Origin of the sequence: Citrobacter europaeus, from assembly GCA_020099315.1 — a bacterium.
Lineage (GTDB): Bacteria > Pseudomonadota > Gammaproteobacteria > Enterobacterales > Enterobacteriaceae > Citrobacter > Citrobacter europaeus.
In genome coordinates, this window is sequence record CP083650.1 from 3,803,771 (window position 1) to 3,824,888 (window position 21,118).

Annotated in this window: 23 protein-coding genes; 18 read left to right on the top strand and 5 right to left on the bottom strand. The window is 53.1% G+C overall.

All coding sequences use genetic code 11. From position 1 onward, the window contains the following. Window positions 1–125 precede the first annotated feature (125 nt). The 6 genes from csiD (at window position 126) to csiR (ending at window position 7,447) form a co-directional block, all read left to right on the top strand. Window positions 126–1,103: a carbon starvation induced protein CsiD gene (gene csiD, locus LA337_17835; GenBank protein UBI15014.1), complete on the top strand. Its 978-nt coding sequence runs from the start codon at window positions 126–128 to the stop codon at window positions 1,101–1,103. Between the two features lie 19 nt (window positions 1,104–1,122). After that, window positions 1,123–2,391 (top strand): L-2-hydroxyglutarate oxidase, encoded by a 1,269-nt coding sequence (gene lhgO / locus LA337_17840; GenBank protein UBI15015.1) that lies wholly within the window; start codon window positions 1,123–1,125, stop codon window positions 2,389–2,391. Between the two features lie 23 nt (window positions 2,392–2,414). Beyond that, the gene (gene gabD, locus LA337_17845; protein UBI15016.1) at window positions 2,415–3,863 is read left to right on the top strand and encodes an NADP-dependent succinate-semialdehyde dehydrogenase; all 1,449 of its coding nucleotides are present in this window, start codon (window positions 2,415–2,417) and stop codon (window positions 3,861–3,863) included. A gap of 25 nt (window positions 3,864–3,888) precedes the next feature. After that, window positions 3,889–5,172 carry a 4-aminobutyrate--2-oxoglutarate transaminase gene (gabT, locus tag LA337_17850; GenBank protein UBI15017.1) on the top strand — a complete coding sequence of 428 codons (1,284 nt, stop codon included), beginning with the start codon at window positions 3,889–3,891 and terminating at the stop codon, window positions 5,170–5,172. A 144-nt stretch (window positions 5,173–5,316) separates the two neighbouring features. Further along, entirely contained in the window at window positions 5,317–6,717 is a 1,401-nt protein-coding gene (gene gabP, locus LA337_17855) for a GABA permease (GenBank protein UBI15018.1), read from the top strand. 43 nt (window positions 6,718–6,760) lie between these two features. Further along, window positions 6,761–7,447 (top strand): DNA-binding transcriptional regulator CsiR, encoded by a 687-nt coding sequence (gene csiR, locus LA337_17860; GenBank protein ID UBI15019.1) that lies wholly within the window; start codon window positions 6,761–6,763, stop codon window positions 7,445–7,447. 12 nt (window positions 7,448–7,459) lie between these two features. On the opposite strand, the gene lysM is transcribed toward csiR, so the two are convergent. After that, window positions 7,460–7,909, bottom strand: a complete 450-nt coding sequence (lysM, locus tag LA337_17865) for a peptidoglycan-binding protein LysM (protein UBI15020.1) — start codon at window positions 7,907–7,909, stop codon at window positions 7,460–7,462. A gap of 96 nt (window positions 7,910–8,005) precedes the next feature. Then, the gene (locus LA337_17870; protein UBI15021.1) at window positions 8,006–8,164 is read right to left on the bottom strand and encodes a YqaE/Pmp3 family membrane protein; all 159 of its coding nucleotides are present in this window, start codon (window positions 8,162–8,164) and stop codon (window positions 8,006–8,008) included. Between the two features lie 184 nt (window positions 8,165–8,348). On the opposite strand from LA337_17870, the gene LA337_17875 reads away from it, so the two are divergent. The 3 genes from LA337_17875 (at window position 8,349) to LA337_17885 (ending at window position 9,445) form a co-directional block, all read left to right on the top strand. Beyond that, complete coding sequence (locus LA337_17875) at window positions 8,349–8,648, top strand: metalloregulator ArsR/SmtB family transcription factor (GenBank protein ID UBI15022.1); 300 nt, start codon at window positions 8,349–8,351, stop codon at window positions 8,646–8,648. Between the two features lie 9 nt (window positions 8,649–8,657). After that, window positions 8,658–9,185 carry a rhodanese family protein gene (locus LA337_17880; protein UBI15023.1) on the top strand — a complete coding sequence of 176 codons (528 nt, stop codon included), beginning with the start codon at window positions 8,658–8,660 and terminating at the stop codon, window positions 9,183–9,185. An 80-nt stretch (window positions 9,186–9,265) separates the two neighbouring features. Then, window positions 9,266–9,445: a hypothetical protein gene (locus LA337_17885; GenBank protein ID UBI15024.1), complete on the top strand. Its 180-nt coding sequence runs from the start codon at window positions 9,266–9,268 to the stop codon at window positions 9,443–9,445. A 36-nt stretch (window positions 9,446–9,481) separates the two neighbouring features. Here the strand turns inward: LA337_17885 and stpA are convergent, their stop codons facing one another. Beyond that, entirely contained in the window at window positions 9,482–9,883 is a 402-nt protein-coding gene (gene stpA / locus LA337_17890) for a DNA-binding protein StpA (GenBank protein UBI15025.1), read from the bottom strand. A 547-nt stretch (window positions 9,884–10,430) separates the two neighbouring features. Between stpA and alaE the strand changes: the two genes are divergently transcribed. After that, a complete protein-coding gene (gene alaE, locus LA337_17895) occupies window positions 10,431–10,880 on the top strand; it encodes an L-alanine exporter AlaE (GenBank protein UBI15026.1) in 450 nt (149 codons plus the stop codon). Between the two features lie 36 nt (window positions 10,881–10,916). Here alaE and LA337_17900 read toward each other — a convergent pair whose 3' ends face one another. Both LA337_17900 and LA337_17905 read right to left on the bottom strand, forming a co-directional pair. After that, window positions 10,917–11,267, bottom strand: coding sequence for a DUF2002 family protein (locus LA337_17900; GenBank protein UBI15027.1), 351 nt, complete (start codon window positions 11,265–11,267; stop codon window positions 10,917–10,919). A 123-nt stretch (window positions 11,268–11,390) separates the two neighbouring features. Continuing rightward, on the bottom strand, window positions 11,391–12,725 hold the full coding sequence (locus LA337_17905; protein ID UBI15028.1) for a PLP-dependent aminotransferase family protein: 1,335 nt from the start codon (window positions 12,723–12,725) through the stop codon (window positions 11,391–11,393). A 90-nt stretch (window positions 12,726–12,815) separates the two neighbouring features. Between LA337_17905 and LA337_17910 the strand changes: the two genes are divergently transcribed. The 8 genes from LA337_17910 (at window position 12,816) to proX (ending at window position 20,969) form a co-directional block, all read left to right on the top strand. Continuing rightward, window positions 12,816–13,247: a carboxymuconolactone decarboxylase family protein gene (locus LA337_17910; protein UBI15029.1), complete on the top strand. Its 432-nt coding sequence runs from the start codon at window positions 12,816–12,818 to the stop codon at window positions 13,245–13,247. A 279-nt stretch (window positions 13,248–13,526) separates the two neighbouring features. Continuing rightward, complete coding sequence (gene nrdH / locus LA337_17915; GenBank protein UBI15030.1) at window positions 13,527–13,772, top strand: glutaredoxin-like protein NrdH; 246 nt, start codon at window positions 13,527–13,529, stop codon at window positions 13,770–13,772. Then, on the top strand, window positions 13,769–14,179 hold the full coding sequence (gene nrdI, locus LA337_17920; GenBank protein UBI15031.1) for a class Ib ribonucleoside-diphosphate reductase assembly flavoprotein NrdI: 411 nt from the start codon (window positions 13,769–13,771) through the stop codon (window positions 14,177–14,179). Before nrdH ends, nrdI begins: the two co-directional genes overlap by 4 nt. Continuing rightward, the gene (nrdE, locus tag LA337_17925) at window positions 14,152–16,296 is read left to right on the top strand and encodes a class 1b ribonucleoside-diphosphate reductase subunit alpha (GenBank protein ID UBI15032.1); all 2,145 of its coding nucleotides are present in this window, start codon (window positions 14,152–14,154) and stop codon (window positions 16,294–16,296) included. Before nrdI ends, nrdE begins: the two co-directional genes overlap by 28 nt. A 10-nt stretch (window positions 16,297–16,306) precedes the next feature. Further along, window positions 16,307–17,266, top strand: coding sequence for a class 1b ribonucleoside-diphosphate reductase subunit beta (gene nrdF / locus LA337_17930; protein UBI15033.1), 960 nt, complete (start codon window positions 16,307–16,309; stop codon window positions 17,264–17,266). 354 nt (window positions 17,267–17,620) lie between these two features. Then, entirely contained in the window at window positions 17,621–18,823 is a 1,203-nt protein-coding gene (proV, locus tag LA337_17935) for a glycine betaine/L-proline ABC transporter ATP-binding protein ProV (GenBank protein UBI15034.1), read from the top strand. Continuing rightward, entirely contained in the window at window positions 18,816–19,880 is a 1,065-nt protein-coding gene (gene proW / locus LA337_17940; protein UBI15035.1) for a glycine betaine/L-proline ABC transporter permease ProW, read from the top strand. Before proV ends, proW begins: the two co-directional genes overlap by 8 nt. Before the next feature lie 93 nt (window positions 19,881–19,973). Further along, window positions 19,974–20,969 carry a glycine betaine/L-proline ABC transporter substrate-binding protein ProX gene (proX, locus tag LA337_17945; protein ID UBI15036.1) on the top strand — a complete coding sequence of 332 codons (996 nt, stop codon included), beginning with the start codon at window positions 19,974–19,976 and terminating at the stop codon, window positions 20,967–20,969. Window positions 20,970–21,118: the final 149 nt, after the last annotated feature.

Below are 21,118 nucleotides of genomic sequence, written 5' to 3' on the forward strand. Positions count from 1 at the left end.
TCACAAATAATAAACAAACAAGCTCATTCTGTGCGCGTTTTTCAAAAATGTAGATATTTTTAATTTATGGCTACGAAACGAGCTGCGCCATATCTCCCTGACAATCTACTGAGAGGAACGATTTGATGAACGCACTGACTGCCGTAAAACAGAACGCTGAAGATCCTGCCCAGCATTACAGCGGTTTCACGCTGAAACCATCAGCCCAGTCCCCACGTCTACTGGAGCTGACTTTTTCCGCTGAGACCACTGAACAATTTATCCAGGCCGTTGCGCAGTGGCCGGTACAGGCCCTGGAATACAAATCCTTCCTGCGCTTCAAAGTGGGCAAAATCCTCGATGATCTGTGCGGTAATCAGTTGCAGCCTGTGCTGCTGAAAACGTTGCTCGATCGTGCCGAAGGCGCGCTGTTGATCAATGCCGTCGGCGTAGATGATGTCGCGCAGGCGGAAGAGATGGTTAAGCTGGCGACGGCGGTGGCACATCTGATCGGACGCTCCAATTTTGATGCGATGAGTGGGCAATATTATGCGCGTTTTGTGGTGAAAAACGTCGATAACTCAGACAGCTACCTGCGCCAGCCGCATCGTGTCATGGAGCTGCATAACGACGGAACCTACCTCGAAGAGATCACCGACTATGTGCTGATGATGAAGATTGACGAACAGAACATGACCGGTGGTAACTCGCTGCTGCTGCACCTCGACGACTGGGAACATCTGGATCACTACTTTACCCATCCGCTGGCGCGTCGCGCGATGCGTTTTGCCGCGCCGCCGAGCAAAAACGTCAGCCAGGAAGTGTTCCATCCGGTGTTTGACGTTGACCAGCAGGGGCGTCCGGTAATGCGTTACATCGACCAGTTCGTCCAGCCTAAAGACTATGACGAAGGCGTCTGGCTGAGCGATTTGTCCGATGCGCTGGAAACCAGTAAGAGCATTATTTCCGTTCCGGTTCCAGTGGGTAAATTCCTGCTGATCAACAACCTGTTCTGGCTGCATGGTCGTGACCGCTTCACCTCGCATCCTGACCTGCGCCGCGAACTGATGCGCCAACGTGGTTATTTCGCTTACGCGACAAACCACTACCAGACTCATCAGTAAGCGCGAAGGAAAAAAGCGGATGTATGATTTTGTGATTATTGGCGGCGGTATTATCGGCATGTCGACCGCCATGCAACTGATTGATGTCTATCCGGACGCCAGAATAGCGCTGCTGGAAAAAGAGTCCGGTCCGGCCTGCCACCAGACGGGCCATAACAGCGGCGTAATTCATGCCGGGGTCTATTACACCCCCGGCAGCCTGAAGGCGCAATTTTGCCTGGCCGGTAATCGCGCCACAAAAGCCTTTTGCGACCAAAACGGCATCCGCTACGACGTCTGCGGAAAAATGCTGGTTGCCACCTCCTCACTGGAAATGGAGCGCATGCGGGCGCTTTGGGATCGCACCGCCGCTAACGGCCTGGAGCGCGAATGGCTGAATGCGCAGGAACTACGTGAGCGTGAACCCAATATCACCGGGCTGGGCGGCATTTTCGTCCCGTCGAGCGGGATCGTCAGCTACCGTGAAGTGACCGCCGCGATGGCGAAGATTTTCCAGGCCAAAGGCGGCGAGATTATTTACAACGCCGAGGTCAGCGCGCTAAAGGAGCACGCTGCGGGCGTGATCGTCCATACCCGCCAGGGGCAGGAATTTGAGGGGGCAACGCTGATTAGCTGCTCTGGTCTGATGGCGGACCGACTGGTGAAAATGCTCGGCGTTGAACCCGGCTTTATCATCTGTCCATTCCGTGGCGAATATTTCCGCCTGGCGTCAGAACACAACCAGATAGTTAACCATCTGATCTACCCCATCCCCGACCCGGCGATGCCGTTTCTCGGCGTTCATCTGACCCGGATGATTGACGGCAGCGTCACCGTGGGCCCCAACGCGGTACTGGCATTTAAGCGTGAAGGCTATCGTAAACGCGACTTCTCGCTCAGCGATACGCTGGAGATCCTCGGTTCTTCCGGCATTCGCCGCGTGCTGCAAAACAACCTGCGTTCAGGGCTTGGCGAAATGAAGAATTCGCTGTGCAAAAGCGGCTATCTGCGGTTGGTGCAAAAGTACTGCCCGAGTCTGACGCAGAACGATCTGCAGCCCTGGCCTGCGGGCGTGCGGGCGCAGGCGGTGTCACCTGATGGCAAGCTAATAGACGATTTCCTGTTTGTCACCACGCCACGCTCAATTCACACCTGTAACGCCCCTTCTCCGGCGGCAACGTCGGCGATCCCTATCGGCGCGCATATTGTCAGCAAAGTTCATGCGCTACTGGAGAACCAGAGTAATTCCGGACGCACGCTGCGTGCGGCACGTAGCGTTGAGACATTACACGCCGCATTCACCCGTTAACACGATTAAGACAGGAAGCAATTATGCAACTTAACGATCCAACCTTATTCCGCCAGCAGGCATTGATCGACGGCAACTGGTGTGACGCCAACAGCGGCGAGACCCTCGCGGTGACCAACCCCGCCAACGGTCAGCAATTGGGCAGCGTACCGAAAATGGGGGCGGATGAAACCCGCGAAGCGATCAACGCTGCTAACCGCGCTCTGCCCGCATGGCGTGCGCTGACCGCCAAAGAGCGGGCCAACATCCTGCGTCGCTGGTTCAACCTGATGATTGAGCATCAGGACGATCTCGCCCGCCTGATGACCCTGGAACAGGGTAAACCGCTGGCAGAGGCCAAAGGTGAAATCACCTATGCCGCCTCATTTATTGAGTGGTTTGCCGAAGAAGGTAAGCGCATTTATGGCGATACGATCCCCGGCCATCAGGCTGATAAACGTCTGATCGTCATCAAACAGCCGATCGGCGTTACCGCCGCGATTACACCGTGGAACTTCCCGGCGGCGATGATCACTCGTAAAGCTGGCCCGGCGCTGGCGGCAGGTTGCACCATGGTGCTTAAACCCGCCAGCCAAACCCCCTACTCCGCACTGGCGCTGGCAGAGCTTGCCAATCGCGCAGGGATCCCAGCAGGCGTTTTCAGCGTGGTGACCGGTTCTGCGGGCGCGGTCGGCAACGAGCTGACCGGCAACCCGCTGGTGCGCAAGCTGTCATTTACCGGCTCAACCGAAATTGGCCGTCAGCTAATGCAGCAATGTGCCAAAGACATCAAAAAGGTGTCGCTGGAACTGGGCGGCAATGCGCCGTTCATCGTTTTTGACGATGCCGATCTCGATAAAGCCGTGGAAGGCGCGCTGGCGTCGAAGTTCCGTAACGCTGGGCAAACCTGCGTTTGCGCCAACCGCCTGTACGTGCAGGACGGCGTGTATGAGCGTTTTGCCGAAAAACTTGAGCAGGCGGTAAGCAAGCTGCGCCTCGGCGATGGTCTGCAACCTGACGTCACCACCGGACCACTGATCGACGAGAAAGCGGTAGCCAAAGTGCAGGAACACATCGCCGATGCCCTGGATAAAGGCGCGCGCATTATCGCGGGCGGTAAACCTCACGCGCTCGGCGGGAACTTCTTCCAACCCACCATTCTGGTGGATGTGCCTGATAACGCGAAGGTCGCCAAAGAAGAAACGTTCGGCCCGCTGGCTCCGCTGTTTCGTTTTAAAGACGAAGCTGACGTCATCGCTCAGGCCAACGACACCGAGTTTGGTCTGGCCGCCTATTTCTACGCCCGTGATTTGAGCCGCGTCTTCCGCGTTGGCGAAGCGCTGGAGTACGGCATCGTCGGGATTAACACCGGCATTATCTCCAACGAAGTCGCCCCGTTTGGTGGGATCAAAGCCTCCGGTCTTGGCCGTGAAGGATCGAAATACGGCATCGAAGACTACTTAGAAATCAAATATATGTGCATCGGCCTTTAATAAAATAAATACTGGAGAACACCTGATGAGCACCAACAAAGAACTTATGCAACGTCGCAGCAACGCCGTTCCCCGTGGCGTTGGACAGATCCACCCAATTTTTGCCGAGCGGGCAGAAAACTGTCGGGTGTGGGACGTTGAAGGCCGTGAATTCCTCGATTTTGCTGGCGGTATCGCGGTGCTGAACACCGGCCACCTGCACCCGCAGATCGTCTCTGCGGTAGAAGCGCAGTTGAAAAAGCTGTCCCATACCTGTTTCCAGGTGCTGGCCTATGAGCCTTACCTTGAGCTGTGCGAAATTATGAACAAGAAAGTGCCGGGTGATTTCGCCAAGAAAACCCTGCTGGTAACGACTGGTTCCGAAGCGGTGGAAAACGCGGTAAAAATCGCCCGCGCCGCCACTAAGCGAACCGGCACGATCGCTTTCAGCGGCGCTTACCACGGTCGTACGCACTACACCCTGTCGCTGACCGGGAAAGTCAATCCCTACTCAGCCGGAATGGGGCTGATGCCAGGCCACGTGTATCGCGCGCTATATCCGTGCCCGCTGCACGGCATCAGTGACGACGATGCTATCGCCAGCATTCACCGCATCTTCAAAAACGATGCCGCACCGGAAGATGTTGCTGCCATCGTGATTGAGCCCGTCCAGGGCGAAGGTGGTTTCTACGCTGCCTCACCTGCATTTATGCAACGTCTGCGCGCCATTTGTGACGAGCACGGGATCATGCTGATTGCCGATGAAGTACAGAGCGGCGCGGGCCGTACCGGTACGCTGTTCGCTATGGAGCAGATGGGCGTCGCCCCCGATCTTACCACCTTCGCCAAATCCATCGCCGGCGGCTTCCCGCTGGCCGGAGTGACCGGACGCGCCGAAGTGATGGACGCTATCCCACCGGGCGGGCTGGGCGGTACCTATGCCGGTAACCCGATTGCCTGTGCCGCCGCGCTGGCGGTACTGAACATTTTCGAACAGGAAAATCTGCTGCAAAAAGCCAACGAGCTGGGACAAACCCTGCGCGAAGGCCTGCTGGCTATCGCGGAAACCCACCGCGAGATTGGCGATGTGCGCGGACTGGGCGCGATGATCGCTATCGAACTGTTTGAAGACGGCGATCGCACGAAGCCAGACGCCAAACTGACTGCGGAAGTGGTGGCGCGTGCACGCGATAAAGGGCTGATCCTGCTCTCCTGCGGACCTTACTACAACGTGCTGCGCATTCTGGTTCCGCTGACCATTGAAGACGCGCAAATCCGCCAGGGGCTGGACATTATCGCTCAGTGTTTTGCCGAGGCGAAGCAGGGTTAAGCCCTGTATCCGAACGGGGAATTTTAAGCCGGATAAGGCGGAGCCGCCATCCGGCAAACAGGGTCAATAACAATAATACGCGTGCCCCGGCGCGGGAATGCCGGGGTGCTCTCCCAAGTGAAATACTTTCGAGAGGTTTAAAAGATGGGGCAAGTGTCACAATCACATGATTTAGGGGGCGGGCTGAAATCACGCCACGTCACCATGCTGTCTATTGCCGGGGTTATCGGCGCAAGTTTGTTTGTTGGTTCAAGCGTGGCGATTGCAGAAGCCGGCCCCGCGGTATTATTAGCCTATCTTTTCGCCGGGTTGCTGGTGGTGATGATTATGCGCATGCTGGCCGAAATGGCCGTCGCCACCCCAGATACGGGTTCCTTTTCCACCTATGCCGATAAGGCCATCGGTCCGTGGGCAGGTTATACCATCGGCTGGCTGTACTGGTGGTTCTGGGTGTTGGTTATCCCGCTGGAGGCGAATATCGCCGCCATCATTCTACACTCTTGGGTGCCGGGCATTCCTGTCTGGCTGTTTTCTCTGGTTATCACGCTGGCATTAACCGGCAGTAATTTGCTGAGCGTCAAAAATTACGGTGAGTTCGAATTCTGGCTGGCGCTGTGCAAAGTGATTGCCATTCTGGCGTTTATTACCCTCGGTGCGGCGGCAATTAGCGGTTTCTACCCTTATGCTGACGTCAGCGGCGTTTCACGCTTGTGGGATCAGGGCGGCTTTATGCCCAACGGTTTTGGCGCAGTGCTCAGTGCGATGCTAATCACCATGTTCTCCTTTATGGGGGCGGAGATTGTCACCATCGCCGCCGCCGAGTCCGACACACCGGACAAACATATCGTCCGCGCCACCAACTCAGTTATCTGGCGTATCTCCATCTTCTATCTGTGCTCCATTTTCGTGGTGGTGGCACTGATCCCATGGAATATGCCGGGACTGAAAGAAGTGGGTTCGTACCGCTCGGTATTGGAGTTACTGCATATCCCGCACGCGAAACTGATCATGGACTGCGTTATTTTGCTGTCGGTGACCAGCTGTCTGAACTCCGCGCTGTATACGTCCTCGCGTATGCTCTACTCCCTGAGCCGTCGTGGCGATGCGCCCGCCTTTATGGGTAAAACAAACCGCAGTAAAACGCCTTATGTTGCGGTATTGCTGTCTACGGGGGCCGCGTTCCTCACCGTGGTGGTCAACTATTACGCCCCAGCCAAGGTGTTTAAATTCCTGATCGACAGCTCCGGCGCCATCGCGCTGCTGGTGTATCTGGTGATTGCGATTTCACAACTACGGATGCGCAAAATCCTACTGGCGCAAGGCGGCGAAATTAAACTGAAAATGTGGCTCTATCCGTGGCTTACCTGGCTGGTCATCGCGTTTATTATCTTTGTACTGGTAGTCATGTTATTTCGGCCAGCACAACAGTTGGAAGTTATCTCTACCGGGTTGTTAGCCATAGGAATTATTTGTACCGTGCCCATTATGTCACGCTGGAAAAAACTGCTATCGTGGCAAAAAGCACCGTTGCAAAATACGCATTAAACCTGTTCCCGGCGCAGGCCGGGGATCCGTTCAGGAGTAAGACATGACCGCCATTCCCCAACCGACGGCCATTGATGGATACCGCTGGCTGAAGAACGACATTATTCGCGGTGTTTATCAGCCTGATGAAAAACTGCGTATGAGTCTGCTGACCTCGCGCTACGATCTTGGCGTGGGACCGCTGCGTGAAGCGCTTTCGCAGCTGGTCGCGGAGCGGCTGGTGACGGTGGTTAATCAGAAAGGGTATCGTGTCGCCCCGATGTCAGAACAAGAGTTGCTCGATATTTTCGATGCCCGCGCCAATATGGAAGCCATGCTGGTCGCGCTAGCGATTGAACGCGGCGATGACGCCTGGGAAGCTGAAATTCTGGCGCGGGCGCATATGCTCAGCAAACTTGAAGCCATTGACGCCAGTGAACAGATGCTCGACGAGTGGGATCAGCGCCATCAGGCGTTTCACTCGGCGATTGTCGCCGGCTGCGGTTCACAATACTTGTTGCAAATGCGCGAACGTCTATTCTCTCTGGCGGCGCGCTACCGGTTTATCTGGCTGCGTAAAACGGTGTTGTCAGTTGAAATGCTGGAAGATAAACACGATCAACACAAGACGCTGACCGAAGCAATTCTGGCACGCGATACCGCGCGCGCCAGCGAATTAATGCGCCAGCACCTGCTGACGCCAATTCCGATTATTCAACAGGCGATGTCCGGCAAATTACTGACGGAATAAGCCTGAATAATATTACTGTTCCGGAATACGTAAAACCTGCCCAGGATAGATTTTATCCGGGCTTTTCAACATCGGTTTATTCGCTTCAAATATCTGGTTATACAGGTTGGCATTACCGTAAACCTGTTTGGCAATAGCGCTCAGGGTATCCCCAGATTTTACGGTATAAAACTGGCTTTCACTCGCGGGCGCAGCGGTTTTAACCTGATCGTCTACACTGGCGATACCGGAGATATTACCGATCGCAATCAGGATTTTTTCTTTCGCTTCCTGACTTAAACCATCGCCAGAAACGGTGGCTTTGCCTTCGTTAATTTGCACGTTCACTTTATCCGCATCCGGGATGCCGGTTTTATTCAGGTGTTCCTGCACCTTTTTTGCCAGATCGGCTGTGTCATGGTTTCCAGTGACCGCATCCCACAGTTTTTCACCCGCATCTTTTACAAAATTGAAAAGTCCCATATCCACCTCGGTTATTAACAATCAACACCCAAAAGTGTAGCAGAGGAGAACGAGGCGCAAAGAAAACGGCGCCAAAGCGCCGTAGCAGAAGGAGGATTAGTTACGCGTCTGTATCCAGAAGGCGTGGATCAAACCGGGGATGTAGCCCAGCAGCGTCAGAACGATATTGAGGATAAATGCCCAGCCGAATCCTTTCCCCAGCAGCACGCCAAGCGGGGGCAGAATAATAGTAAAAACGATTCTCCAGAAACCCATACACACTCCCTACAAGCAAAAAGTTAATCATTGTTTAAAAAGAGATTTTATCTCTAAGATTAATCAGTGTAGCTAACTCCGTCCGTCTCGCCCTGCTGTTTTACCCTCTTTTACGCTCTTTACGCTGGCGTACGTTGGCTTTTTATTTTAGAATTTACTTAATTTAGACTATGCTTAAATACATATGACAGAACTTGAACAACTCCAGGCCAGCGCGGAACAGGCTGCCGCTCTGCTCAAAGCGATGAGTAACCCGAAAAGGTTGCTGATTTTGTGCATGCTCTGCGGTTCGCCCGGTACCAGCGCAGGCGAGTTAGCCCGCGCTACCGGACTGAGCCCTTCCGCCACCTCCCAGCATCTGGCGCGTATGCGCGAAGAAGGTCTGATAGACAGCCAGCGCGATGCCCAGCGCATCCTCTACTCCATTAAAAATGCGGCCGTGAATTCGCTGATCGCCACATTAAAAACACTGTATTGCCCATAAGGAGCCATCATGACCATTGGGACGATTTCCCCGCGCGAGGCGCAGACGCGCCTCGCACAAGGTGCAAAACTGATTGATATCCGCGATGCTGATGAGTATCTGTACGAGCATATTCCTGAGGCGCATCTGGTGCCGTTACCCACGCTTGAGCACGGAGTGCTGCCTGAGAATTTACGCGCCGGTCAGGTAATTTTTCACTGCCAGTCCGGCAAACGTACACAAAACGCAGCGACAAAACTGAGCGCCATTGCCGCGCCTGCGCAGGTCTGGTTGCTGGAAGGCGGAATTGATGGCTGGAAAGCCGCTGGTTTGCCGGTGGCGAAAGACAGTTCACAACCGTTACCACTGATGCGTCAGGTACAGATAGCCGCAGGCAGCCTTGCTTTACTTGGCGTCATTCTGGGTTACGCCGTTAACAGCGCGTTCTTCCTGCTGAGCGGTTTTGTTGGTGCCGGGCTGATTCTCGCTGGCGTGACCGGCTTTTGCGGCATGGCGCGAGTACTGAATATCATGCCCTGGAACCGACGTACTCATTAAGCGGTAATCATTGAAACAGCGCTGTACCCGTTGAATGACGTGATCTATGGTGAGTTCTGCGATAAATAAAGGAGAGCAATATGTTTCAACCTGGCGATCTGGTTCAACCGCGCATGGGCGGACCCAAACTGAAAGTTATCGAAGTCAATGGCGATCAAATTGTGGCGGTACAAGCCAGTAATGAAAGCGGTGATAAATTCACGCTGAAAGCAGCTGATGTGACGCGATATACCGAAGAAGGTGATTTCGGCGTTTGCTGAAAATAAGCGGTGAGGACACCCTCACCGCCGTCGTAATTAGATCAAAAAGTCATCAAGAGATTTACCGGCAGCTAACGCCTGAGCAATTGGCTTCGGTGTGCGACCTTGTCCGGTCCATGTTTGCGTTTCACCATTGAAATCGGTAAAACGATATTTCGCCGGGCGTGGCTGACGTTTTTTAACTGAACGTGCCGTCGCAGGCGTTATGCTCAACAGCTCTTCCGGACTGATCCCATCTGCCTGCATCTGCGCCAACAAGGCACTAATTTTTTCCTGCTGTTCTGCACGTTGGCGCTGCAGTTGTTCTTCTTCATCGCGCCGTTCTTTGGTCACTACCCTGAATTTTTCAAGCATATCTTCCAGTACATCAACGGAAAATTCACGAGCCATTGCACGCAGCGAGCGGATATTATTTAAGTTTTTTAACATTGAACTCATATTAACAAAACCTCTTTAACGTAAAAACAGTATTACGCTAAATATTGTATGCAACTGCTTATTATATTTCCAGTCTAATTTCTTCGTGAGTTATTAAACAAATAGCCAACCCTGGTATTTATAGCATCTATTTTGCTATCGTCCATGCAATATATTCCATTACCGGATAGCTGCCAGGAATATACCTGCAAGCTATCTCTGCACGTCACTTGAGAAACAGACCACGGCATCGCACGGGACAACTCGTCTACATATTGCACATTGGTCAACATTCAGAAAAGGAGCGCAAAAAATTCAGAAAAACAAATTCCTATAACCCATTGATCTAAAATACCTTTAATTAACACAGCAACGAAAATACCAAAACGAACAAAAAACAGACCATTGCAGAGCATTTTATCGACAAAAAGGTTATAAATAAAAATTTTAAGCTAGTTGCCAGTTATTATCCAGACAGATATCCTATTCAAACGCGAAAGCAGCAAGACAAATCACTAGCAAGAAGGCATTCAAAACCTTTTTTTCCCTTTTTACAAGGAGCATTAACATGTTCTCTCCGCAGTCACGCTTGCGTCATGCAGTAGCAGACACGTTCGCGATGGTTGTTTATTGTTCTGTCGTGAACATGTTGATCGAAATATTCCTTTCAGGAATGAGCTTCGAACAGTCACTGTACTCCAGACTGGTGGCTATCCCCGTCAACATCCTGATCGCATGGCCTTACGGCATGTACCGCGATTTATTTATGCGTGCGGCGCGGAAAGCCACGCAGGCAGGATGGGGGAAAAACCTGGCAGACGTGTTGGCTTACGTCACCTTCCAGTCGCCGGTATATGTGATTATTCTGTTAACGGTTGGCGCAGACTGGCACCAGATTACGGCTGCAGTAAGTTCGAACATCGTGGTGTCAATGCTGATGGGCGCTGTCTATGGCTACTTTCTTGATTATTGCCGCCGCCTGTTTAAGGTCAGCAGCTATCACCAGGCTAAAGCTTGATACGATTCTTTGCGACTGGCCCTGCCAGTCGCATTATTAGTTTGAGCTAACGTCGCCAAACAACCCACTCAGATAGCGCTCAAGTGCAATTCGTGAACTAAAGCCGTGTGGAATACCATAATGTTCATGGGTCTCTCCGGCTAAATACAGCGGGAATTGCTGGTAGTGATCGCAGGTTTTAATATCCGTAGCAGGTTCCGCCAGCGAAGAGCTGCGCTCTTTTAGCGTGGGATGGATGACTAATGCGGTACGTCCCATGCGTGCTTCACGGTTAACGTACACATAATTTTCGCCACGACGATAGCCGTACGTTTTCTGCGTCACAACATCAACGGTAAAGCCCACTTTTTCAAGTACGCGCGCCACCTCATCTGGTCGTAAATACATATTCTTTTCCTCGTTATCTTTTACTGCGGGCTTACCTTACCTGATTCAGCATTAGCAACGCTTTCAGAAAAGTCCATAAACGAGTGGCGATGGTGGGACGAATATCTTAAGAACCGTGCTGATTCAGGCCAGCGCCAGCCGCAGCTGATATGCCGCCTGCTGCGCCATTTCCAGCGAGCTAATGTTGGTAAACGACAGCAATATTCCTCCCTTTCCTGCTGAAGTTATTCGCCAGCGGCTTAACGCCTGAACCGCCAGTCCAGCCTGATTCGCTTTGCGCACCAGCGCAACATCATCTCCATCCACACTCATTACCAGTTGAATCCCACCTTCCTGAGGAATGACGCTAAATCCTTGTTCGGTCAGGGCGTTTTCCATCCATTGTCGTCGCAAGGCGTAATGCTGACGCATGCGTTTTAAGTGTCGCCAGAAGTGGCCGTCTTGCATAAAATCCGCCAGCGTTTGCTGCCATAAAACCGGAACGCTACAGGCCGTTAGCGCCGCCTGCTGACGAAAATGTTCGACCTGAGTCAGAGGCACCACCAGCCATGCCGTGCGCAAAGCCGGAAACAGAGATTTGCTGAACGTTCCGGCATAAATCACCCGCTGGGGCGCATCCAGACTTTTTAGCGGCGGCAACGGTTTACCGTGGTAGCGAAATTCGCTGTCGTAGTCATCTTCGATTACCCACGCCTGCGCGCGAGTCGCCCACTCCAGCAACCGGTGGCGACGGTCTAATGACAAGGCCACGCCCAGCGGGCTTTGGTGTGCGGGCGTGAGCAGTACAAAACGCGCCTGCGGGAAATCGCGGATCCCAGCGCAGACGTCCAGACCATCAGCATCAACCGCCACCGGCATCAGCTCAATGCGTTCCTGAGCGACCACGGGGCGAATCAGCGGAAAGCCAGGATCTTCGACCCACATCCCCTCACCGGGTTGAGACAAAGCGCGCAGAATTAACGTCATTGATGCTGCGTAACCTGAAGTAATAAAAACCTGTTCCGGCTGGCATTCAATACTGCGTGAAACGCGCAGGTAATCAACAATCGCCTGACGTAATACCCGTTCGCCGCAAACATCGCCCACCGCCAGATCAAAACGCGTTTGGGTGCGTAAACGCCGCCCCATTACCCGCGCCCAGACGTCGCGCGGGAAGAGATCGAGTGCGGGTAATCCCATCTGAAAAAGCTGCGGTCGGGGTTTTTCTCCGGCGAAGATGGCAGGTGATGCTGGCGCGCTTTGAGGCCGCAGTTGTTCACTGACAAACGTTCCTGCTTGTCCGCGTCGCGCAAGCCAGCCCTGCGCCACCAGCTCTGCATAGGCGTTTTCCACCGTCGAGCGTGATACGCCCAGCTCCTGGGCCCAGGTCCGACTGGAAGGTAATCTGGTACCTGGCTTGAGTTCACCGTTCTCAATTGCGTTTTTTAACTGACGGGCGATTTGCTGATAGCGCGGCATTTATGGTCTGCTTTTTTTGCAACAATATGGCTCTCTTTAGCAGTCCATTATAGTGCTACATTGCGGTTCAGCCAAATGAGGAGAAATACCATGACAATGTTACGCCAGCCCTATTATGAACTCAGTCCTGAAATCTATAACGCCCTGGTTCAGGCAAGCAAAGCGCTGGAAAACTGCGCACTGGAACCTACACTGACGGAACTGATTTACTTACGGGTCTCGCAAATCAATGGCTGCGCCTTTTGCCTGGAAATGCACAGTAAGGCGCTGCGTAAATCCGGTGTTGCGCAGGCCAAACTGGACGCACTGGCAGGCTGGCGGGTGAGTCACCACTTCAGCGAAAAGGAACGTGCGGCGCTGGCGTGGGCTGAATCCGTCACCCATATCGCCAGTACGCATGCCGAAGATGACGTTTATCTGCCGCTGCTCGCCCATTTTAGCGCGAAAGAAATTAGCGACCTGACGTTTGCCATTAGCCTGATGAACTGCTTTAACCGTCTGGCGGTGGGGATGCGTATGTGATTCTGCGCTATCGGATGACAGCATAAATGTCTTATCCGGCCTGAGAAGTCCTTTCCTGTAGGCCGGATTAGACGCGACGCGCCGCCATCCAGCAACCTGCGATGATACATATCACTTCCCCCGTCACGCTCCTCACCCGGCCCTCATTAATCTAAAATTCCCATATCTTGTATGGTTGAATCTTTTTAAAACTACATCTAGTATCTTCTGTATCAAGACGCACACAACCCGACGCCCTCTATCGCGTCGATCTTTTACTTATAAACGGAAATACGAATCATGCGCATTGTTATTTACACTCGCAACAACTGTGTTCAGTGTCACGCCACCAGGCGGGCGATGGAAAGCCGCGGGTTTGACTTCGAGATGGTGAACATCGATTTACAGCCCGATCTGGCTGATAGCCTGCGCGAGCAAGGCTTTCGCCAGTTACCGGTCGTGGTCGCAGGGGAAGCCAGTTGGTCAGGATTTCGCCCGGACATGATCAACCGTCTGCGCCCGGAACCCCAAGTGGCCAGCGCATGAGCCAGCTCGTCTACTTCTCCAGCAGCTCCGAAAATACGCACCGCTTTATCCAGCGTCTGGGGCTGACTGCCATCCGCATTCCGCTTAACGAACGCGAGCGGATCCGGGTAGACGAACCTTACATATTAATCGTGCCATCCTACGGCGGCGGCGGTACGGCTGGCGCGGTCCCAAGACAGGTGATCCGCTTTTTAAACGATACGCACAACCGGGCGTTAATCCGTGGAGTGATCGCCTCCGGTAATCGCAATTTCGGGGATGCTTATGGTCGCGCGGGTGATGTGATCTCACAAAAATGCGGCGTGCCGTGGCTCTATCGCTTTGAGCTGATGGGCACCCAAAGCGATATCGACAACGTTCGGAAAGGAGTGAGCGAATTTTGGCAACGACAACCGCAGAACGCGTAATGCAGCCAACGCTGGATTACCATGCCCTGAATGCCATGCTGAATCTGTACGATAAAGCCGGACGCATTCAGTTCGACAAAGACCATCAGGCGGTGGAGGCTTTCTTTGCCGCCCATGTCCGCCCCAACTCGGTGGCGTTTACCAGCCAGCAGGAGCGCCTGGACACATTGGTAGATGAAGGCTATTACGATGCCAGCGTGTTAGCCCGCTACAATCGCGCGTTCGTGCTGAAGCTATTCACCCACGCCCACGCCAGCGGATTCCGTTTCCAGACGTTCCTCGGCGCATGGAAGTTCTACACCAGCTATACGCTGAAAACGTTCGACGGTAAGCGCTATCTCGAAGACTTTGAGGATCGGGTCACGATGGTGGCGCTCACGTTGGCGCAGGGCGATGAAGCGCTCGCGATGCAACTGGCTGATGAAATGCTCTCCGGGCGCTTTCAACCCGCCACGCCAACCTTTCTAAACTGCGGTAAACAGCAACGCGGCGAGCTGGTCTCCTGCTTCCTGTTACGCATCGAAGACAATATGGAGTCAATTGGTCGGGCGGTAAACTCGGCGCTACAGCTCTCTAAACGCGGCGGCGGCGTGGCATTTTTGCTCTCTAACCTGCGCGAGGCAGGTGCGCCCATTAAGCGCATTGAGAACCAGTCCTCCGGCGTGATCCCGGTAATGAAAATGCTGGAAGATGCGTTTTCTTATGCGAATCAACTCGGGGCGCGTCAGGGCGCGGGGGCAGTGTATCTGCACGCGCACCATCCGGATATTTTGCGTTTTCTTGATACCAAACGTGAAAATGCCGACGAAAAAATTCGCATCAAAACGCTCTCGCTTGGCGTGGTGATCCCGGACGTCACCTTCCAGTTGGCGAAAGAAAACGCCCGGATGGCGCTGTTTTCACCGTATGACGTGGAACGAATTTACGGCAAACCATTCGGTGATATCGCCGTGAGCGAGCGGTATGACGAACTGGTTGCTGACCAACGCGTACACAAAAAATACATTAACGCCCGCGATTTCTTCCAGCGGCTGGCAGAGATCCAGTTTGAGTCTGGCTACCCTTACATCATGTTTGAAGACACGGTGAATCGCGCCAACCCGATTGCCGGTCGGATCAATATGAGCAACCTGTGCTCGGAGATTTTGCAGGTTAACAGCGCCTCCACCTACGATGAAAACCTCAATTACGCACAGACCGGGCATGATATCTCCTGCAATCTCGGCTCGTTGAACATTGCCCATACCATGGATTCACCGGACTTTGGTCGTACAGTGGAAACGGCGGTTCGCGGTTTAACCGCCGTTTCGGACATGAGCCACATCCGCAGCGTGCCTTCGATCGAAGCCGGGAACAGCGCGTCGCACGCGATTGGTCTTGGGCAGATGAATCTGCACGGGTATCTGGCGCGGGAAGGGATCGCCTATGGTTCGCCGGAAGGGCTGGATTTTACCAATCTCTATTTCTATACCATCACCTGGCATGCGCTGAATACGTCAATGAAGATCGCCCGCGAGCGCGGTCAAACCTTTGCCGGATTCAGACAATCCCGCTACGCCAGCGGCGAGTATTTTAGCCAGTATCTGCAGGGCGACTGGCAGCCTAAAACCGACAAGGTTCGCACACTGTTTGCTGCCAGCGGCTTTACGCTGCCGACGCGCGAAATGTGGTCGCGACTGCGAGAAGATGTGATGCGCTACGGCATTTATAATCAGAATTTACAGGCGGTGCCGCCCACCGGTTCTATCTCCTACATCAATCATGCCACGTCAAGCATTCACCCGATCGTGTCAAAAGTGGAGATTCGCAAAGAGGGTAAAACCGGGCGCGTTTACTACCCTGCCCCGTTTATGACCAATGAGAATCTGGCCTTGTATCAGGATGCCTACGAGATTGGTCCACAAAAAATCATTGATACCTACGCGGAAGCAACGCGCCATGTCGATCAGGGGCTTTCACTGACGCTCTTTTTCCCCGATACCGCCACCACGCGCGATATCAACAAAGCGCAGATTTACGCCTGGCGTAAGGGCATCAAATCGCTGTACTACATCCGACTACGTCAACTGGCGCTGGAAGGAACCGAAATCGAAGGTTGCGTGTCATGCGCGCTGTAAGGAGGAGAAAATGACATTATCCCGCGTGAGCGCCATCAACTGGAACAAGATTGAGGATGATAAAGATCTCGAGGTATGGAACCGCCTGACCAGTAACTTCTGGCTACCGGAAAAGGTCCCGCTCTCCAATGACATCCCGGCCTGGCAAACGTTGAACGCCGCCGAACAGCAGTTGACCATCCGCGTTTTTACCGGGCTGACGCTGCTCGACACCATTCAGAATGTTGCCGGAGCACCCGCGTTAATGGCCGATTCGTTAACGCCGCATGAAGAGGCGGTGCTGTCGAATATCAGCTTTATGGAAGCGGTACACGCCCGTTCATACAGCTCTATTTTCTCCACCCTTTGCCAGACCAAAGATGTGGATGCAGCTTACGCCTGGAGTGAAGAAAATACCCCACTCCAGCGCAAGGCGCAGATCGTTTTGGCACATTACGCCAGCGACGAACCGTTGAAGAAGAAAATTGCCAGCGTGTTTCTGGAATCCTTCCTGTTCTATTCCGGCTTCTGGTTACCGATGTATTTTTCCAGCCGCGGCAAATTGACCAATACAGCCGATCTTATTCGCCTGATTATTCGTGATGAGGCCGTTCATGGGTATTACATTGGTTATAAATATCAAAAAGGTCTGGAGCATATTTCCGAGTCCGCACGCGAGGAGTTAAAGAACTTTGCCTTCGATCTGCTGATGGAATTGTATGATAACGAAGCGCGCTATACGGAAGAATTGTATGCAGGAACAGGCTGGGTGGATGACGTCAAAGCCTTCCTTTGCTACAACGCCAATAAGGCATTGATGAATTTGGGGTATGAGGCGCTATTTCCACCTGAAATGGCCGAGGTTAACCCGGCAATCCTTGCCGCGCTGTCGCCCAACGCTGACGAAAACCACGATTTCTTCTCGGGTTCTGGCTCATCCTATGTGATGGGAAAAGCGGTCGAAACCGAAGACGACGACTGGAATTTCTAGCAATCATTTCTGCGGGAAATACCGTACATTTTTCGCGGAAATATTTTAACAGGATCACACTTTTGTCGTGCAAATATAATTGTGTGATCTACACTCAATATCAGCCGCATTATTCGCCTGCATTCCAGCAATTCAGGCGATTTTTCATTGGCATTTACAAAAAATATTAACCCGCCCGCATTCGCGCTCAGCCCTTATATCACGGGAAGTCCCGCCGCCTGGCCTTCGGCAATATTCATGCCACAACCAAATTCAGGGTTGTCTCAGATTCTCAGTATGTTAGGGTAGAAAAAGGTCACTATTTCCATCAGGTAATATATCGATATAAACAAATAACAGGAATCATTCTATTGCATGGCAATTAAATTAGAAGTTAAAAATCTCTATAAGATATTTGGAGAGCATCCCCAGAGAGCCTTCAAATATATTGAAAAAGGACTTTCAAAAGAGCAGATTCTGGATAAAACAGGGCTATCGCTTGGCGTAAAGAACGCCAGTCTGGCCATTGAAGAAGGCGAGATATTTGTCATCATGGGATTATCCGGTTCGGGTAAATCCACAATGGTACGCCTTCTCAATCGCCTGATTGAACCCACCCGCGGACAGGTATTGATTGACGGCGTAGACATCGCCCGCATATCCGATGCCGAGCTTCGCGAGGTGCGCAGAAAAAAGATTGCGATGGTGTTCCAGTCCTTTGCCCTGATGCCGCACATGACGGTGCTGGACAATACGGCATTCGGCATGGAATTAGCCGGTGTCGGCGCGGATGAACGTCGTGAAAAAGCGTTAGATGCGCTACGTCAGGTTGGTCTGGAGAATTATGCTCACGGATACCCGGATGAACTTTCCGGGGGAATGCGCCAGCGTGTGGGCCTCGCCCGTGCATTAGCCATTAACCCTGACATCTTATTAATGGATGAGGCCTTCTCAGCCCTCGATCCATTAATTCGTACTGAGATGCAGGATGAACTGGTAAAACTACAGGCGAAACATCAACGCACCGTGGTCTTTATATCGCATGACCTCGACGAAGCTATGCGTATTGGCGACAGAATTGCCATTATGCAAAACGGTGAAGTGGTCCAGGTCGGCACGCCGGATGAAATCCTGAATAATCCAGCCAATGATTATGTACGCACCTTCTTCCGTGGCGTTGATATTAGCCAGGTCTTCAGTGCGAAAGATATTTCACGCCGTAGCCCCGAAGGTTTAATTCGTAAAACGCCCGGGGTGGGTCCACGTTCAGCGCTGCAATTATTGCAGGACAAAGATCGCGAATATGGTTACGTGATCGAACGCGGCAATAAATTCGTTGGCGTTGTTTCAATCGACTCCTTAAAAACAGCGTTAAGTCAGGCGCAAGGTATTGAAGCGGCATTGATCGATGAGCCGTTAGCCGTAGATGCGCAAACTCCTCTCAGCGAGTTGCTTTCTCATGTCGGCCAGGCCCCGTGCGCGGTGCCGGTTGTTGATGAGGAACAGCAGTATGTGGGCGTCATTTCAAAACGCATGCTGTTACAGGCTTTAGATCGTGAGGGGGTAAACAATGGCTGATCAAACTAATCCGTGGGATACCACACCAGCGGCCGACAGCGCCGCACAAACTGCCGATGCCTGGAGCACGCCATCTGGTGCGCCCACTGACGGCGGTAGCGCAGACTGGCTGACCAGCGCCCCTGCGCCGGCGCCAGAACATTTCAATATTATGGATCCGTTCCATAAAACACTGATCCCGCTGGATAGTTGGGTCACCGAAGGGATCGACTGGGTTGTTACCCATTTCCGTCCGGTCTTCCAGGGCATTCGTGTTCCGGTGGATTACATTCTCAACGGCTTCCAGCAGCTTCTGTTAGGTATGCCAGCGCCCGTGGCGATTATCCTGTTCGCCCTGATTGCCTGGCAGATATCCGGTGTCGGAATGGGCGTTGCTACGCTGATTTCCTTGATTGCCATCGGTGCCATCGGTGCGTGGTCGCAGGCCATGATAACCCTGGCGCTGGTACTGACCGCTCTGCTGTTCTGCGTAGTGATCGGTCTGCCGATGGGGATCTGGTTAGCACGCAGTCCGCGGGCGGCAAAAATTGTTCGCCCGCTGCTGGACGCCATGCAAACCACCCCAGCGTTCGTCTATCTGGTGCCGATTGTCATGCTGTTCGGTATTGGTAACGTCCCGGGCGTGGTGGTGACGATTATCTTCGCCCTGCCGCCAATCGTACGTCTGACCATTCTGGGGATTAACCAGGTGCCAGCCGATCTGATTGAAGCCTCGCGTTCGTTTGGCGCCAGCCCGCGTCAGATGCTGTTTAAAGTGCAGCTCCCGCTGGCGATGCCCACTATTATGGCCGGGGTCAACCAGACGCTGATGCTGGCGCTTTCAATGGTCGTCATCGCGTCGATGATCGCCGTCGGCGGGCTGGGTCAGATGGTGCTGCGTGGAATCGGTCGTCTGGATATGGGGCTTGCCACCGTCGGTGGGGTTGGGATTGTAATTCTCGCCATCATCCTGGATCGCCTGACGCAGGCCGTTGGTCGCGACTCGCGTAGTCGTGGCAACCGTCGCTGGTACACCACTGGTCCCGTTGGGCTTATCACTCGCCCTTTCACGAAGTAAGTCACCCGTTGCCCGGTGGCGCATTGCTTACCGGGCCTACAATTCATTAACTTGCACAAAATCATTCAGGATGAAGTGTAATAAGGAACAACGATGCGACAGAAAATAATTATTGCCACAGCGTTTGCTACCCTTGTCTCCACCAGCACTTTCGCTGCCGACCTGCCGGGCAAAGGCATCACCGTACAGCCAATTCAGAGTACAATCTCTGAAGAATCCTTCCAGACGCAGCTTGTTGCCCGCGCGCTGGAGAAGCTGGGTTACACCGTTAACAAAACAAGCGAAGTTGATTACAACGTCGGCTATACCTCCATTGCCTCTGGCGATGCAACTTTTACCGCCGTGAACTGGCAGCCGCTGCATGATGATATGTACGCCGCTGCGGGCGGAGACAAAAAGTTTTATCGCGAGGGGGTATTCGTTACGGGTGCCGCACAGGGTTATCTGATCGACAAAAAAACCGCTGAGCAGTACAAAATCACTAACATCGCTCAGTTAAAAGATCCGAAGATCGCCAAAATCTTTGACACTAACGGTGACGGAAAAGCCGATATGATGGGCTGTTCACCGGGCTGGGGTTGTGAAGCCGTAATCAACCACCAGAACAAAGCTTTCGATCTGGAAAAAACCGTCGAGGTCAGCCACGGTAACTATGCGGCGATGATGGCTGACACCATTACCCGCTTTAAAGAAGGCAAACCCATTCTTTACTACACCTGGACACCGTACTGGGTCAGCGACGTCATGAAGCCGGGTAAAGATGTGGTCTGGCTGCAGGTACCGTTCTCTTCCCTGCCAGGCGAGCAGAAAGATATTGATACCAAGCTGCCAAACGGCGCCAACTACGGCTTCCCGGTGAACACGATGCATATTGTCGCCAATAAAGCCTGGGCGGAGAAAAACCCGGCTGCAGCGAAACTGTTTGCCATCATGAAGCTGCCGCTGGCGGATATCAACGCGCAGAACGCGATGATGCATGACGGTAAAGCGTCTGAAGCCGACGTGCAGGGTCACGTTGACGGCTGGATCAAAGCCCACCAGCAGCAGTTTGACGGCTGGGTGAACGAAGCGCTGGCCGCGCAGAAATAACCGGCTCGCAGGCCTGATGAGCGTAGTTTCATCAGGCACTGTAACCATACCAATGCCGGATGGTGGCGCGATGCGCCTTATCCGGCATAGACGCCCTCCCCCCAATCGCACAATTCATCACCCAACAAATCAGCAACATTTAATCACTT

Bases quoted from the DNA above. Each gene is read 5' to 3' on its own strand.
- csiD (UBI15014.1), top strand. From the start codon at position 126: ATGAACGCACTGACTGCCGTAAAACAGAACGCTGAAGATCCTGCCCAG.
- lhgO (UBI15015.1), top strand. From the start codon at position 1,123: ATGTATGATTTTGTGATTATTGGCGGCGGTATTATCGGCATGTCGACC.
- gabD (UBI15016.1), top strand. From the start codon at position 2,415: ATGCAACTTAACGATCCAACCTTATTCCGCCAGCAGGCATTGATCGAC.
- gabT (UBI15017.1), top strand. From the start codon at position 3,889: ATGAGCACCAACAAAGAACTTATGCAACGTCGCAGCAACGCCGTTCCC.
- gabP (UBI15018.1), top strand. From the start codon at position 5,317: ATGGGGCAAGTGTCACAATCACATGATTTAGGGGGCGGGCTGAAATCA.
- csiR (UBI15019.1), top strand. From the start codon at position 6,761: ATGACCGCCATTCCCCAACCGACGGCCATTGATGGATACCGCTGGCTG.
- lysM (UBI15020.1), bottom strand. From the start codon at position 7,909: ATGGGACTTTTCAATTTTGTAAAAGATGCGGGTGAAAAACTGTGGGAT.
- LA337_17870 (UBI15021.1), bottom strand. From the start codon at position 8,164: ATGGGTTTCTGGAGAATCGTTTTTACTATTATTCTGCCCCCGCTTGGC.
- LA337_17875 (UBI15022.1), top strand. From the start codon at position 8,349: ATGACAGAACTTGAACAACTCCAGGCCAGCGCGGAACAGGCTGCCGCT.
- LA337_17880 (UBI15023.1), top strand. From the start codon at position 8,658: ATGACCATTGGGACGATTTCCCCGCGCGAGGCGCAGACGCGCCTCGCA.
- LA337_17885 (UBI15024.1), top strand. From the start codon at position 9,266: ATGTTTCAACCTGGCGATCTGGTTCAACCGCGCATGGGCGGACCCAAA.
- stpA (UBI15025.1), bottom strand. From the start codon at position 9,883: ATGAGTTCAATGTTAAAAAACTTAAATAATATCCGCTCGCTGCGTGCA.
- alaE (UBI15026.1), top strand. From the start codon at position 10,431: ATGTTCTCTCCGCAGTCACGCTTGCGTCATGCAGTAGCAGACACGTTC.
- LA337_17900 (UBI15027.1), bottom strand. From the start codon at position 11,267: ATGTATTTACGACCAGATGAGGTGGCGCGCGTACTTGAAAAAGTGGGC.
- LA337_17905 (UBI15028.1), bottom strand. From the start codon at position 12,725: ATGCCGCGCTATCAGCAAATCGCCCGTCAGTTAAAAAACGCAATTGAG.
- LA337_17910 (UBI15029.1), top strand. From the start codon at position 12,816: ATGACAATGTTACGCCAGCCCTATTATGAACTCAGTCCTGAAATCTAT.
- nrdH (UBI15030.1), top strand. From the start codon at position 13,527: ATGCGCATTGTTATTTACACTCGCAACAACTGTGTTCAGTGTCACGCC.
- nrdI (UBI15031.1), top strand. From the start codon at position 13,769: ATGAGCCAGCTCGTCTACTTCTCCAGCAGCTCCGAAAATACGCACCGC.
- nrdF (UBI15033.1), top strand. From the start codon at position 16,307: ATGACATTATCCCGCGTGAGCGCCATCAACTGGAACAAGATTGAGGAT.
- proV (UBI15034.1), top strand. From the start codon at position 17,621: ATGGCAATTAAATTAGAAGTTAAAAATCTCTATAAGATATTTGGAGAG.
- proW (UBI15035.1), top strand. From the start codon at position 18,816: ATGGCTGATCAAACTAATCCGTGGGATACCACACCAGCGGCCGACAGC.
- proX (UBI15036.1), top strand. From the start codon at position 19,974: ATGCGACAGAAAATAATTATTGCCACAGCGTTTGCTACCCTTGTCTCC.